The sequence below is a fragment of the Aliidongia sp. genome (assembly GCF_035943795.1).
Lineage (GTDB): Bacteria > Pseudomonadota > Alphaproteobacteria > ATCC43930 > CGMCC-115725 > Aliidongia.
In genome coordinates, this window is record NZ_DASZBY010000100.1 from 1 (window position 1) to 14144 (window position 14144).

A 14144-nucleotide genomic window follows, 5' to 3' on the forward strand; every position below is an offset into this window, starting at 1 on the left:
GCCAGGGACTGCCAGCCGCGCCGGCGCCAGAAGTCAGGCGCCTGCATGGGCGGCCTCGATCGATGCGACCAGCGGTTCCATCTGCGCCAGCACCCGGTCGACCACGCCGGCCTGGCCGGCGGCGACGGCGAGGGCCGCGGCGCCCATCGCCTGGCGGCGCGCCGTGTCGCCGAGCAGTGCACCAACGGCAGCGGCCAGGCTGGCCGCATCCTCGACCGGGATCGCGGCGCCCGCCTCGTCGAGCGCCAGGGCGTTGGCGGCGCAATTCACCATGTCGGGGCCATGCAGGATCGCAGCGCCGAGCAGGGCCGGCTCGATCGGATTATGGCCGCCGAGCGTGCCGGGCGGCAGGAGCGAGCCCGCGACGAGCACGATGCGGCCCAGGCGATAGAACAGCCCCATCTCGCCCAGAGTATCGGCCAGGTAAACGTCGGTCGCGGGGCCGATCGGCTCGCCGGCCGAGCGTCGGGCGACGCTCAGGCCGCGCCCGGCCAGCAGGGCGGCGATGGCAGCGGCCCGATTCGGGTGGCGGGGTGCCAGGAGGGTCAGGAGGCCTGGCCGCGTGGTGGCGAGTATGCGATGAGCGTCGGCCACGATGGTCTCTTCGCCTTCGTGGGTCTGGGCGGCCAGCCAGACCGGCCGCTCGCCGATCGCCTGGTTCATGCGGTCGAGCTCGGCCGGATCGGCCGGCAGGGGCGTCGCCGAGGATTTGAGGTCGCCGACCGTGAGTGCGGCCCGGGCGCCCATCCGGTTGAGACGCACCGCCTGGCTCTCGTCCTGGGCCAGCACCAAGGCGAACGAGCCGAGCAGATCGCGGATCATGCCGGGAAAGCGCAACCAGCCGCGCATGGAGCGTTCCGACATCTTGGCATTGACCAGCACCATCGGCACGCCGCGACGGTGGGTGTCCGACACCAGGTTGGGCCAGAGCTCCGATTCGACCCAGAGCGCCAGATCCGGGCGCCAATGGTCGAGGAAGCGCGCGACCGCGCCCGGATGGTCGATCGGCACATACTGATGGAACGCCCGCGACGGCAGGCGGGGGGCCAACAGGGTGGCGGAGGTTACCGTGCCGGAAGTCACCAGTATCCGCGCGGCCGGCAGCCGGTCGAGCAAGCGATCGATCAGCGGCAGCAGGGACAGGGACTCGCCGACGCTCGCGGCATGGGCCCAGACCAGCGGGCCGGCCGCGCGCGGATGGGCGGCAAAGCCCAACCGTTCGCCCCGCCGGGCCGGATCCTCCTTGCCGCGCCGGGCGCGCCGGGCCAGCAGCCGCGTGACCAGCGGCAGGGCCGCCGTTGTAGCCAGGCGATAGATGGCGAGCCAGCTCACGGGACGGGCGCCGGTTCGACCGGCGCGTGGCCGCAGCGCCGGTCGGCCTCGGCGGTCAGCGCGTTCATCCGCGCCTCCAGTACCAGGCGCAGGCGCTCCTGCTCGGTCGCGTCCGCGTCGGGCGGCACCTGCAGCGCCTCGCCCCACAGGAACAGGCCCCGGCTGAATGGCAGAGCCAGATGGAACCGGTCCCAGCTGCCCAAGATGCGGCGGCGTGTGGTGGCATAGCTCAAGGGAATGATCGGCACGCGACCGAGCCTGGCCGCAGCGATCACGCCGGCGCTGGCCCGCATGCAGGGTCCGCGCGGGCCATCGGGGGTGAAGCCCACGTTTTGGCCGGCGTTCAGCGCCCGCACGATCGCCCGCAACGCACCGGATCCGCCCTTCGATTTCGATCCGACGATCGTTCCGAGCCCGAAATGATGGATGGCATCGGCGATGATGCGGCCGTCGTTATGGCCGGAGATCAGCATGTTCATGGCGGCGTCGCGGGGCCAGGCCATCGGCGCCATCAGCAGGCGGCCGTGCCAGAAGGCCAGGATGAACGGCTTGCGGGCGCGCCAGAAGGTCGACGGAACGGCGTCGGCCTCGGTCGTGAAGCGGCTGGTGCTATGGACCAGCCGGATGTAGGCCGCGACCAGCCAGCAGAGAATCCGCCGGGTCCCGTCCGCACGCAGAAGCCGTTTGGTCCAGGCCATGGATCAGCCGCGAACCTCCGCCAGCAGCCCGTCGGGCACGGGGTCCTGCTCGGCGAACTGCATTGCCCACAGACGGGCATAGACGCCCTGGCGCTGCAGCAGTTCCTGGTGCCGCCCGACCTCGACGACCTGGCCGCCATCGATCGCGTAGATCAGATCGGCATCGACGATGGTCGACAGGCGATGGGCGATCACGACCGAGGTCCGGCCGGCCATCAGTAGCTTGAGCGCGTCCTGCACCTGCCGCTCCGACTCGGTGTCGAGCGCCGAGGTCGCCTCGTCCAGCAGCAGGATCGGCGCGTTCTTCAGCATCGCGCGTGCGATCGACAGACGCTGGCGCTGGCCGCCCGACAGGCGTGTGCCCAGCTCGCCCACGATCGTGTCGTAGCCGTTCGGCAGGTCCAGGATGAAGTCGTGCGCCGCCGCCGACTTGGCCGCGGCGACGATGGCGGCCTCGTCGGCATCGGGCCGGCCATAGGCGATGTTGGCGCGGACCGTATCGTCGAACAGGCTGACTTCCTGGCTGACCAGGCCGATGGCGCCGCGCAGCGAAGTGAGCGTGGCGTCGCGCACATCCTGGCCGTCGATGGTCAGGCACCCGGCGCCGACGTCGTAGAACCGGGGAATGAGGTTGAGCACGGTCGATTTTCCGGCACCGGAGGGGCCGACCAGGGCGACCTTGCGGCCGGCGGGAATGTCGAGATCGATCCCGTTCAGCACCGGCTCGCCGGTGCCGTAGGAAAAGCTGACCTTCTCCAGCCGGATGGTGCCCTCGCGCACCACCAGCGGTCGCGCGCCGGGGCGGTCCCGGATCGCCGGCTCGATGTCGATCAGCTCGAAGATCCGCTGGGCGGCCGCCATGCCTTCCTGGATCGTGACGTTGAGGCTGCTCAGCTGCTTGAACGGCTGGTAGGCCAGCAGCAGCGACATGACGAAGGAGACGAAGTCACCGGCGGTTCGAGCGCCATGGGTCACTTGCCAGCCGCCGTAGAGGATGACCAGCGCGACGCCGACACCGCCCAGGCTCTCCATCAGCGGCGAGGCGGCGCTGCGCACGCGCGAAGCCCGCTCGAACAGGCGATAGATCTTTTCGGTCAGCATCTCGGCGCGCGCCGTCTCGTGCGCCTCCATGCCATAGGCCTTTACGTGGCGGGCACCCTGAAACACCTGGCTCAGCAGCGCATTGAAATGGCCCATCTCGTCCTGGAAATTGAGCGAGACCTTGCGCATGCGCCGGCTCATCCGGCGCACCGGGATGATCGCGACCGGGAAGACGAAGAACGCGACGATCGCCAGCAGCCAGTCCTGGTAGAACATGTTCGCCAAGAGGCCGATCAGCGTCAGCGCCTGCTGGCCCAGCACGGTGAAGACCTGGGTCGAAGCGAAGCGCAGCTGGTTGGCGTCGGTCGTGAAACGCGAGATCAGCTGGCCGCTGGGCGTCGCCTGGAAAAATGCCAGATCGGCATGGACCAGACGGCCGAACAGCCGGTTCTGGATATCGGCGACGACCCGTTGGCCGACCGTGGTCATCAGCACGGTCTGGAAATAGCCGGCGATGCCCTTGACGACGGCCAGCGTCACGGCGGCGCCGGCGATCAGATACAGCGTCTGGAACGCCGCGTTCTCCTTGAACGCGTCGTCGAGTACGTATTTGACCAGGATGGCATTGGCCGAGGTCGACAGCGCGGCCACCGCGCCGCAGAGCACCGAAATCACCAGCTTCGGCCAATGGGGCCGGGCGAAGTCGCGCATCAGCCGACGCATCAGGCGGGGCGCGCCGATGGTTGCGCCCCGATCGGGACGGGACGGCGGTACCTGCGGGGTGTTGGCCTTGTCGGTGGCCGGGTCGGTCAAGGATACGCCTTTTCATCGAGGGGGCAGCGCGCTTGTAGCGCCCAGACCGGCCCGCTGGCAATCAGGACACGAGTCGGACGGCCTTGCGCCGCGCGCGACCCGGGCCTCCTTGATTCTATCCGAAACGATGCAGGTTCGACAGGAACTGCTGCGCCGAGGTCGCCCAGGAGAAATCGAGCGCGCGCGCCCGGCACGCCTCGGGATCGATGGCGAGGCAGGCGAGCGCTGCCCGGCGCAGGTCCCAATCCAGCACGCCGACGCCGGAATCCTCGATCAGGTCGAGCGGACCCGGTACCGGCAATGCAGCGATCGGTACACCGGACGCGAGCGCTTCCAGCATGACCAGGCCGAACGTGTCGGTCTTGCTGGGGAACACGAACACGTCGCTCGTGGCGTAGAAATTGGCCAGGTCCTGGCCTTCCTGGCGGCCCACGAAGCGCGCGTCCGGATAGCGGCGCTGCAGGGCGTCGCGCTCCGGTCCGTCGCCCACCACCAGCTTGGTGCCGGGCAGGTCCAGGTCGAGGAAGGCGGGCAGGTTCTTCTCGACCGCGACCCGGCCGACATAGGTGAAGATCGGCCGCGGCCAGTCGGTCGCTGGCTTGGCCGCCAGCGGTCGGAACTGGGCGAGGTCCACGCCCCGGGTCCAGCGCGACAATTGGGTGAAGCCGTGCGCGGCCAGTTCCTGCCGGATCGATTCGGTCGCGACCATGACGGAGGCCGCCGGCGCATGGAAACGCCGCAGCAGCTCGTAGGTCCATTTGGGCGGGATGCCGAAGCGCGCTTCGATATAGTCCGGGAACTTGGTATGGAACGAGGTGGTGAAGGGCAGGCCGTGGCGGCGGCAGAAGCGCCGGGCGGCCAGGCCCAGCGGTCCTTCGGTCACGATATGGATCGAGTCCGGCTTCGCCTGGCTCAAGATCCGCTCGATCTCGAAGCCGGGCACCACGGCCAGCCGGATCTCGTGATAGGTCGGGCAGGGCACGGTGGTGAATTGCGCCGGCGTCACCATCAGTACGTCATGGCCGACCAGTTCCAGCTCGTGCTTCAGGGCCATCAGCGTGCGGACGACGCCGTTGGTTTGGGGCAACCAGGCGTCGGTCACGATCGCGATGCACATGGGGGTCGCCGGCCCGGGTCCGAGCGGGGTGCCGGGCGTCAAGCGACCGGCAGTGCGGCGCGCACTTCGCGGGTCAGCGGATCGAATGCCCGGCGCTCCATCCAATGGACGATCTCCAGCTTGCCGTCGAAATGCTCGACCAGGGCCGTGCAGCTCTCGACCCAGTCGCCGTCGTTGCAGTAGAGCACGCCGTCGATCGAACGCATCTCGGCCTTGTGGATATGGCCGCACACGATGCCGTCGACGCCGCGGCGCCGTGCTTCCTCGGCGACGGCCTTTTCATAGTCGCCGACGAACTCGACCGCGTTCTTGACCTTGGCCTTGAGATACGCCGACAGCGACCAGTAGCCATAGCCGAAGCGGCGGCGGATCAGGTTGAACACGACGTTCAGGCCCAGCACGGTCGAATATGCCCAGTCGCCCAGATGGGCCAGCCATTTGGCGTATTTCACCACGCCGTCGAACGCGTCGCCATGGATGACCAGCAGCCGCTTGCCGTCGGCCGTCACGTGGATCGCCTCGTCCTGCAACTGGATGCCACCGAACTGCAGGGCGGCGCTGGAGAAGTCGCGCAGGCATTCGTCGTGGTTGCCCGGGATATAGACGACCTTGGTGCCCTTGCGCACCTTGCGCAGGATTTTCTGGATCACGTCATTGTGGCTCTGCGCCCAGAACCAGGATTTCTTCATGCGCCAGCCGTCGAAAATGTCGCCGACCAGGTACAGATATTCCGATTCGTTGTAGCGCAGGAAATCGAGCAGGAATTCCGCCTGGGATCCCCGCGTGCCCAAATGCACGTCGGAGATCCAGATGGCGCGATACTCTCTGTCCGGGCCGAGATAAGTCATGGTCCGTCGCGCTCCGCGCCTTCAGATGATTTCCTCTGCGCAGAACATAGTGATTCTACATTTAGTGTCAAGCAATAAGCGGAAACTACTAAATGTAATATTGTAGAGATGGCAAGTTCATCGAGTTGTCACAAAGTATTCACATTCCGTTTCTCTGTCATTATTGAATCAAGCGCCGGCGACGGTCATGCCGTCGACCCGCAGGGTCGGCGCGTTGGTGCCGCCGTGGAACTCCAGGTCGTTCGCCGCGGTCACGTGCTGGAACATTTCGATCAGGTTGCCGGCGACGGTGATCTCGTTGACCGGAAAGGCGATCTCGCCGCGCTCGATCCAGAAGCCGGATGCGCCGCGGCTATAGTCGCCGGTTACGCCGTTGATGCCCTGGCCCATCAGCGAGGTGATGTAGAGGCCGCTTTCGATATCGGCGATCAGGTCCTTCGGGCTTACGGTCCCGGCCGCCAGGTAGAGGTTGGTCGTGGACGGACCCGGCGGGCCGGATGTGCCGCGCGAGGCATGGCCGGTCGTCGTCAGGCCCAGCTGCCGGGCCGAGCGCAGATCGAGCAGCCAGGTGGTCAGCACGCCGTCCTCGATCAGGGCGCGCCGCTGGTTCGCGATGCCCTCGCCGTCGAACGGCTTGGAGCGGTGGCCGCGCTGGCGGTGGGGATCGTCGATGATGTTGATGGCGGCGGGGAACAGCCGTTGGCCCAGCTTGTCCTTGAGAAAGCTGGTCTTGCGCGCGATCGACGGTCCCGAGATCGCGCCGGCCAGATGGCCGACCAGGCCCGACGCGACGCGGGGATCATAGACGACCGGCACCTTGGCGGTCGGCATCTTGCGGGCGCCGACCCGGCGTACGGCCCGTTCGCCGGCGCGTTGGCCGACCAGGTGCGGATCGTCGAGGTCGGCGCCATAGACGGCACTCGAATAGTCGTATTCGCGCTCCATGCCATCGCCGGTGCCGGCGATGACCGAGACGCTGACACCGTGGCCGGAGCCGGCATAGCCGCCGGCGAAGCCGTTCGAGGCGGCCAGCGCCACGCGGCTGTAGCTCCAGCTGGCCTCCGCCCCGTCGGAATTGGTGACGCCGGCCACGCCGCGCGCGGTCTGCTCGGCCCGGGTCGCACGGTCGATCAGCACGGCGGTCGCCGGCTCGTCCGGGTCGACCATGTCGAGTTCGGGCCAGGTCCGCGCGATCTGGTCCGGATCGGCGATGCCGCAGAATTCGTCCTCGGGCACGACGCGGGCCATGGCGATGGCGCGCTCGACCAGGGCGTCGAGGGCCGATGCCGTGCGGTCGTTCGACGACACGATCGCCTGGCGCTTGCCGATCAGCACGCGCAGGCCCAGATCGTAGCCCTCCGATCGCTCGAGCTTCTCGATCTCGCCCAGGCGTTGGGCATGGGCGATCGAGATCCCCTCGAACAGCACGCCGTCGGCCTGGTCGGCGCCGGCGCGCTTGGCACGGGCGATCAGGTCGGTCAGCAGGTCGAGGGCTTGGTCGGTCGGCGTCATCGGGTTTCCTTCGAAGGCGGAATCGGATCGGTTCGGCCATTCTAGGCCGGCTCGTGGGGCGGCGGCCAGGGGCAGGAACGTAGGCATCGTTTCAAGGCCGCTTCCGCTTCGCCGCCGGCTGGTGTAGACGGCATGACAGGCGTTCGTTCGCGCGCAAACGCCGCCGCCCCAGCATCGAACGCCGCGAAGGGTCCTGCCGGTGAACCAGACAAATTCCGAGCCGCTGTCCGACATCGAGATCGCGCGCGCGGCGCGCCCGGCGCCGATCGAAGAGATCGCGGCCCAGCTCGGCATCCCGGCCGAAGCGGTCTATCGCCATGGCCCGCACAAGGCGAAGCTGGCGATGAGCTTCGTCAGCAGCGCCCGCGCAGCGGCCCGCGGCAAGCTGATCCTGGTCACGGCGATCAGCCCGACGCCGGCCGGCGAAGGCAAGACCACGACCACCGTCGGGTTGGGCGATGCCCTGAAGCGCATCGGCAAGCGCGTCGCGATCTGCCTGCGCGAACCGTCGCTCGGCCCTTGCTTCGGCGCCAAGGGCGGGGCTGCCGGCGGCGGGCATGCCCAGGTCGTGCCGATGGACGAGATCAACCTGCATTTCACCGGCGATTTCCACGCGATCGGTGCCGCCAACAACCTGCTGGCTGCCCTGATCGACAACCATATCTATTGGGGCAACCTGCTCGACATCGACCCGCGCCGCATCACCTGGAAGCGTGCCATGGACCTGAACGACCGGGCGCTGCGCCAGATCGTGGTCGGCCTGGGCAACAATGGCGCGGCGCGCGAGGACGGCTTCGACATCACGGTCGCCAGCGAGATCATGGCGATCTTCTGCCTCGCGACCTCGCTCGAGGATCTGAAGGAGCGGCTGGGCCGGATCGTGATCGGCGAGACGCGCAGTCGGCGCCGGGTGCTGGCGTCGGAGCTGAACGCCCATGGCGCGCTCACCGCGCTGCTGAAAGACGCGTTCCAGCCCAACCTGGTGCAGACGATCGAGCACACGCCGGCCTTCGTCCATGGCGGCCCGTTCGCCAACATCGCCCATGGCTGCAACTCGGTGCTGGCGACGCAGACGGCGCTCGGCGTCGCCGACTATGTCGTGACCGAAGCCGGCTTCGGTGCCGATCTGGGTGCCGAGAAGTTCCTCGACATCAAGTGCCGCATGGCGGGCCTCGCCCCTTCGGCCGCGGTCGTGGTCGCCACCATCCGGGCGCTCAAGATGCATGGCGGCGTGCCGAAGACCGATCTGGGCGCCGAAAACGTCGCCGCCGTCCGGGCGGGTGCCGCCAATCTCCGGCGCCATGTCACCAACCTGCAGAAATTCGGCCTGCCGGTCGTGGTGGCGCTCAACCACTTCACCTCCGACACGGCGGCCGAGGCCCACGCGGTCCGCGAGATGTGCGGTGAACTGGACGTCGCCGTCCATGTCTGCCGGCATTGGGCCGAGGGCGGTGCCGGGGCGACCGGTCTCGCCGAAGAGGTCGCCCGTCTGGCCGAAAGTGGCGTCGCCCGGTTCAAGCCGCTCTATCCGAGCGATATGCCGCTGGCCCAGAAGATCGCGACCATCGCGCGCGAGATCTATGGCGCCAAGGACATCGCGATCGCGCCGGCCGCCGCCAAGAAGCTGGCGGCGCTGGAGGCCGACGGCTTCGGCTATCTGCCGGTCTGCATGGCCAAGACCCAATACAGCTTCTCGACCGACCCCGACCTGCGCGGTGCGCCCGAGGGCCATATCGTGCCGGTGCGAGACGTGCGCCTGTCGGCCGGCGCGGGATTCGTCGTCGTGCTGTGCGGCGACATCATGACCATGCCAGGATTGCCGCGCCGCCCGGCGGCGGAGCTGATCGGCGTGGATGCGAACGGGCAGATCACCGGTCTGAGCTAGGGGCCGGGGCCGTCACGACAAGCCGGCCAGGGCGTCCCGATAGGCCGCGCTGACGGCATCGCCCCGGCAGGCGAACGTCACGCGCTCGATCGCATCATGCGTCACCAGGAAATCGGCCACCTCGGCGACCGCGATGACGGCGGCTTCACGGACCGGGTAGCCATAGATGCCGCAGCTGATCGCCGGAAAGGCGATGGTGCGGGCATCCTGTTCCGTCGCCCGCGCCAGGCTCTCGCGATAACAGCTGGCCAACAGCGCGGGCTCGCCCTGTCCTCCGCCCTGCCAGACCGGCCCGACCGTGTGGATGACGAGCTTCGCTGGCAGCCGATAGCCTCGCGTCACCTTGGCCTGGCCGGTCTTGCAGCCGCCCAGCAGCCGGCATTCCTGCACCAGTTCCGGCCCGGCCGCCCGATGGATCGCGCCATCGACACCGCCGCCGCCCAGCAACGAACTGTTGGCGGCATTGACGATGGCATCGACCGCGAGCCTGGTGATGTCGTCATCGATGACGATCATCCGGTCTTCCGGGGGCATGCGCATTCCTCCGCTCCGACGTCCGACCTCTATTTCCAGATCGGCTTGCCCGAGCCCGGCAGCCCGTAGCTCGCCCATTTCTGCGTGACCCTATCCACGATCTCATCGGTCATGCGGATTTTGGTACCCCATTCCCGATGGGTCTCGGGCGGCCATTTGTTGGTGGCATCCAAGCCGATCTTGCCGCCGAGGCCGCTTTCGGGCGACGCGAAATCCATATAGTCGATCGGCGTGCCTTCGATCACCGTGATATCGCGGGCCGGGTCCATGCGGGTCGAGATCGCCCACATCACGTCCTTCCATTCACGCGCATCGATGTCGTCGTCCACGACGATGACGAACTTCGTGTACATGAACTGGCGCAAGAACGACCAGACGCCCATCATCACGCGCTTGGCATGACCCGGGTAGGCCTTCTTCATCGACACGACGGCGATCCGGTAGGAACAGCCTTCGGGCGGCAGCCAGAAATCGACGATCTCGGGGAACTGCTGGGTCAAGAGCGGGATGAACACCTCGTTCAGCGCCTCGCCCAGCACCGACGGCTCGTCGGGTGGCCGGCCGGTGAAGGTCGAGAGATAGATCGGGTTGCGGCGCATGGTAATGGCGGAGACGCGGAACACCGGGAACGGCTCGACATTGTTGTAATAGCCGGTGTGGTCGCCGTACGGGCCTTCGTCGCCGAACTCATCGAGCATGACATGGCCCTCGATCACGATCTCGGCCTGGGCCGGGACCTTCAAGGGCACCGAGACGCAGTCGACCAACTCGACCTTCTTGCCGCGCAACAAGCCAGCGAACTGATATTCCGACAGGGTGTCGGGCACCGGGGTTACGGCGGCCAGGATCGTGCCCGGATCGGCACCGATCACGGCCGCGGCCGGCAGCGGCTCACGCTTCTCGGCGCCCCAGCGCCGATAGTGCTGCGCCCCCCCGCGGTGCTTCAGCCAGCGCATCAGGGTGGTGTTCTTCGACGTCACCTGCATGCGGTAGATGCCCAGGTTGAACCCGTCCTCGCGCGCCGCGCCCGGCCCCTTGGTCACGATCAGCGGCCAGGTGATGAGCGGGGCCGGCTCGCCCGGCCAGCAGCCCTGGATCGGCAAGGCAGTGAGATCGATCTCGTCGCCGCGCAGCACGATTTCCTGGCATGGCGCCGAACCGACCGTCTTCGGTTTCATGGCCAGCACGGTCTTCAGCAGCGGCAGCAGTTCCAGCGCCTCGCGCCAGCCGCCGGGCGGTTCCGGCTGTTTCAGGAAGGCCAGGGTCTCGCCGACCTCGCGTAGTTGGTGCGGCTCGCGGTCCATGCCCCAGGCGACGCGCTCGACCGTGCCGAACAGATTGACCAGCACCGGCATGGACGAGCGCGTGCCGTCCGCCATGGTAACGTTCTCGAACAGCACGGCCGGCCCCTTTTCCGCCAGCAGGCGGGTCTGGATCTCGGTCATCTCCAGCGCCGTCGACACCGGGGTCGCGACGCGCACCAGCCGGCCGGCGGCTTCGAGCCGGTCGATGAAGTCACGCAGGCTGGCATAGGGCATTCGGGAACCTCGGCAGGAAAGCTGCCCGACTATAGCGCGAACCCAGCTGGTGGCCACCAGAGCAAGGCAGGGCTGAACACAGCCATCTTGCGGCGCGGTATGGCGTGGGGCATGATTCGGGCCATCGTTTCCCCAGCTGTTTCATGAGGCACCCGATGGCATTCTGGGTTGTCGGCGGTGAGTATACCGGCACGGATTTCACGACGATCGCGGCGGGCAAGACGCTCGAGCGGCACGGCCCCTTCGTGGACTATCAGCATGCCCACGACGTCTGGGCATCGCGCGCCTGGGCGACGGTCGACGATTGCCAGTCGCGTTTTCGCATCGTCGAAGGCACGGAGACTGAGCCCGGCACCGGCCCGGCGCTCGCCGAAGGCCAGCCCGCCAGGCATTGACGCTCTGCTGCCGGCGCTACGGCAGCAACTTCCAGACGATCCCCTCGCGCGTTTCGCGGTCCTCCAGTTCCAGGCTGGTCGGCACCATGTAGCGCGCGATTTCGGCCAGGCCGTGGGTCGGCCGATATGTGCGGCCGGGATCGCCGATCCAGACCTCGATGCCGCGCCCGGCGAGCGGGCGCAGCCACGCGATCAGCCGCTCGGCCAGCGGCTTCTCATAGCACATGTCGCCGACCAGGATGATGTCGACGGCCGGGTCCCGGTCGATGACGTCTTCTTCGACGATCTCGATCTCAACATCGTTCAGTTCGGCGTTCAGCCCGATCGCGGCGCAGGCGACCGGGTCGATCTCGGCCGCCCGAACCAGACGGGCGCCCGCCATGGCGGCGGCGATGCCGACCAGCCCGGAGCCGGCACCGAAATCGAGCACGCGGCGGTTCGCCCAATGGTCGCGCGGGCAATCCAGCACATGGCGCGCCAAGGCTTGGCCGCCGGCCCAGGCGAACGCCCAGAACGGCGGAGGAATATTCGCCTGCTGCAGGGCCACCTCGCTCGCCTGCCAGATCGGCGTGATCTCGGTCGCGAGATGCAGCTTCATTTCCGGGAGCAGCGAGGGGCTGGCGACCGTCGTATTCACCGCGATGAAATCATACGCCTTGGCACCCCGAAGCGGTGTCAATGGATCGGCGCCAGCAGGCAGCCGAGCAGGACGATCAGTCCGGCATCGCGGTTGGATTTGAACTTGGCCAGGCAATCCGCCTGGTCGTCCATCCGCCAGGTCGCGATCTGCCAGACGAAATGCCCGGCGAGGGCGGCGAGCGCCAGATAGGCCGGCCATCCGGCGCCGACCACGGCAAAGGCGAGGCCGATGCCGGCGAGCGTCGCCAGCGCGAAGCCGGAAATCCAGTGCTTGCTGCGCGCACCGAACCGCAAGGCGGTCGATTTCACGCCGATCTCGATGTCGTCGGCCTTGTCCTGATGGGCATAGATCGTGTCGTAATGCAGCGTCCAGGCGATGCCGGCCAGATAGAGCAGGATCGCCGGCAGGCCGATGCGATCGGTGACCGCGGCCCAGGCGATCATGGCGCCCCAGTTGAAGTTCAGGCCCAGGAACAGCTGCGGCCAATAGGTGATGCGCTTCATGAACGGGTAGGCGACGACGATCGCCAGGATCGAGACGCCCAACCCGACCGCGAGCCAGTTCATGCTCGACAGCGCGGCCGCGCCGATCGCCAGTTGCAGCACCATGAACAAGGCTGCCTGCCAGACCGCGACCCGGCCAGACGGAATCGGCCGGCCGCGCGTGCGCTCGACCGCGCCGTCGTACTTGCGGTCGACGATGTCGTTGAGCGTGCAGCCGGCACCGCGCATGGCGACGGCACCCAGCCAGAACAGGAAGAACAGGCCGAGGTCGGGTCCGTTCGGCGCCGCCAGCGCCAGGCTCCACCAGCCCGGCAGCAGCAGCAGCCACCAGCCGATCGGCCGGTCGAGGCGGGCCAGCTGGGCATAGGGCATGGCCCAACCCGGCAGGATCCGGTCGAGCCAGCCGCCGGTGCGGATATCGGTGAAGCCGCCCATCATCGTGCGCATGGGCAAGCTCTAGCCCGGATCGGCGGCGGCGGGAAGATGCTTCGACCCGCCGCCGTTGCGGATCAGGCGGCGCTGTTCTTGAGCGCGGCCAGCCGCTCGCTCAGGCTCTGCGGCTGGGCGGGCTTGCCCTCGGCATGGGCAAGCGCGGCCGCGATGTTCGGATCGTCGGTCTCGGGCGAGGTCGGCTTCAGCAGCGCCGCCTTGGCGTTCTGCGCCTCGGCCGCCTGCCGGTCCTTCTCGGCCGCGTCATGCATCGCCTTCAGCGCGATGTTGACGCTCGACCCGCTGGAGCCCAGGCCCGCGGCGCTACGCGCCATGTCGGCCCGGTCGGCGGCGGCCTGCTTGGCCATGCGCGCGCGCTCCATGTCGCGCTGGGCGCGTTCCAGGTCGCCGCGCGCGCCCTTCAGCTTTTCGCCGAGCGTGCTGTAGGCATCTTCGAGCTGGGCCACGAAGTCATGGGCGTCGGCCGCGTCCTTCTTGCCCTGCTCGACTTCGGGCGTCATCTGCTCCAAGAGGCCGATGAGGGTCGCCAGGCTCTTTTCCAGCGACGCCTTGCGCGCCGGATCCTCCGTGGCCTCGATCTGCGCCTGCAGGCTGTCGGCGGCAGTCATGCGCTGGTGCAGCAGCGTGTTTGCCGTGTCGAGCGACTTCTGGGTCTCGGTGAAGCGCGCCCGCGCCTTGGCCACGTTCAGGCCCAGCTCGTCCAGCTTGCCTTCCATGGTCTTGAGCTCGGCTTCCGACGCGCCCGTCGGGTCCCATTTCACGTAGAGCTCGATGCCGCTCTGCACGGCCTGGTCGGCTTTGACGCCCAACAGGTTCTTGAAGAAGGATAGGCCCATAG

Annotated in this window: 13 protein-coding genes; 2 read left to right on the forward strand and 11 right to left on the reverse strand. The window is 68.0% G+C overall.

Translation table 11 applies throughout. The features are described from left to right. Positions 1 to 33: 33 nt before the first annotated feature. From VGV37_RS18590 to VGV37_RS18615, 6 genes are all read right to left on the reverse strand, one after another. Positions 34 to 1332 carry a 3-deoxy-D-manno-octulosonic acid transferase gene (locus VGV37_RS18590; protein ID WP_326881234.1) on the reverse strand — a complete coding sequence of 433 codons (1299 nt, stop codon included), beginning with the start codon at positions 1330 to 1332 and terminating at the stop codon, positions 34 to 36. Then, the gene (locus VGV37_RS18595) at positions 1329 to 2030 is read right to left on the reverse strand and encodes a lysophospholipid acyltransferase family protein (protein WP_326881235.1); all 702 of its coding nucleotides are present in this window, start codon (positions 2028 to 2030) and stop codon (positions 1329 to 1331) included. Before VGV37_RS18595 ends, VGV37_RS18590 begins: the two co-directional genes overlap by 4 nt. A gap of 3 nt (positions 2031 to 2033) precedes the next feature. Further along, the gene (locus tag VGV37_RS18600) at positions 2034 to 3884 is read right to left on the reverse strand and encodes an ABC transporter ATP-binding protein (protein WP_326881236.1); all 1851 of its coding nucleotides are present in this window, start codon (positions 3882 to 3884) and stop codon (positions 2034 to 2036) included. Positions 3885 to 3999: 115 nt separating this feature from the next. Next, complete coding sequence (locus VGV37_RS18605; protein ID WP_326881237.1) at positions 4000 to 5001, reverse strand: glycosyltransferase family 1 protein; 1002 nt, start codon at positions 4999 to 5001, stop codon at positions 4000 to 4002. A gap of 38 nt (positions 5002 to 5039) precedes the next feature. Further along, positions 5040 to 5849, reverse strand: coding sequence for a UDP-2,3-diacylglucosamine diphosphatase (locus tag VGV37_RS18610; RefSeq protein WP_326881238.1), 810 nt, complete (start codon positions 5847 to 5849; stop codon positions 5040 to 5042). Positions 5850 to 6017: 168 nt separating this feature from the next. After that, positions 6018 to 7361 (reverse strand): TldD/PmbA family protein, encoded by a 1344-nt coding sequence (locus VGV37_RS18615; protein ID WP_326881239.1) that lies wholly within the window; start codon positions 7359 to 7361, stop codon positions 6018 to 6020. Between the two features lie 199 nt (positions 7362 to 7560). Here VGV37_RS18615 and VGV37_RS18620 point away from each other — a divergent pair, with 199 nt between their 5' ends. Beyond that, positions 7561 to 9246, forward strand: coding sequence for a formate--tetrahydrofolate ligase (locus VGV37_RS18620; protein WP_326881240.1), 1686 nt, complete (start codon positions 7561 to 7563; stop codon positions 9244 to 9246). 12 nt (positions 9247 to 9258) lie between these two features. Here VGV37_RS18620 and VGV37_RS18625 read toward each other — a convergent pair whose 3' ends face one another. Beyond that, entirely contained in the window at positions 9259 to 9786 is a 528-nt protein-coding gene (locus VGV37_RS18625; protein ID WP_326881241.1) for an O-acetyl-ADP-ribose deacetylase, read from the reverse strand. 23 nt (positions 9787 to 9809) lie between these two features. Continuing rightward, positions 9810 to 11318 (reverse strand): UbiD family decarboxylase, encoded by a 1509-nt coding sequence (locus VGV37_RS18630; RefSeq protein ID WP_326881242.1) that lies wholly within the window; start codon positions 11316 to 11318, stop codon positions 9810 to 9812. A 155-nt stretch (positions 11319 to 11473) separates the two neighbouring features. On the opposite strand from VGV37_RS18630, the gene VGV37_RS18635 reads away from it, so the two are divergent. Beyond that, positions 11474 to 11713, forward strand: a complete 240-nt coding sequence (locus VGV37_RS18635) for a DUF4170 domain-containing protein (RefSeq protein ID WP_326881243.1) — start codon at positions 11474 to 11476, stop codon at positions 11711 to 11713. 16 nt (positions 11714 to 11729) lie between these two features. On the opposite strand, the gene VGV37_RS18640 is transcribed toward VGV37_RS18635, so the two are convergent. The 3 genes from VGV37_RS18640 to VGV37_RS18650 all read right to left on the reverse strand — a co-directional run bounded on the left by VGV37_RS18640 (position 11730) and on the right by VGV37_RS18650 (position 14142). Then, on the reverse strand, positions 11730 to 12392 hold the full coding sequence (locus tag VGV37_RS18640) for a class I SAM-dependent methyltransferase (protein WP_326881244.1): 663 nt from the start codon (positions 12390 to 12392) through the stop codon (positions 11730 to 11732). Continuing rightward, positions 12389 to 13303, reverse strand: a complete 915-nt coding sequence (gene ubiA / locus VGV37_RS18645) for a 4-hydroxybenzoate octaprenyltransferase (RefSeq protein WP_326881245.1) — start codon at positions 13301 to 13303, stop codon at positions 12389 to 12391. Before ubiA ends, VGV37_RS18640 begins: the two co-directional genes overlap by 4 nt. 62 nt (positions 13304 to 13365) lie before the next feature. Beyond that, entirely contained in the window at positions 13366 to 14142 is a 777-nt protein-coding gene (locus VGV37_RS18650; protein ID WP_326881246.1) for a hypothetical protein, read from the reverse strand. Positions 14143 to 14144 lie beyond the last annotated feature (2 nt).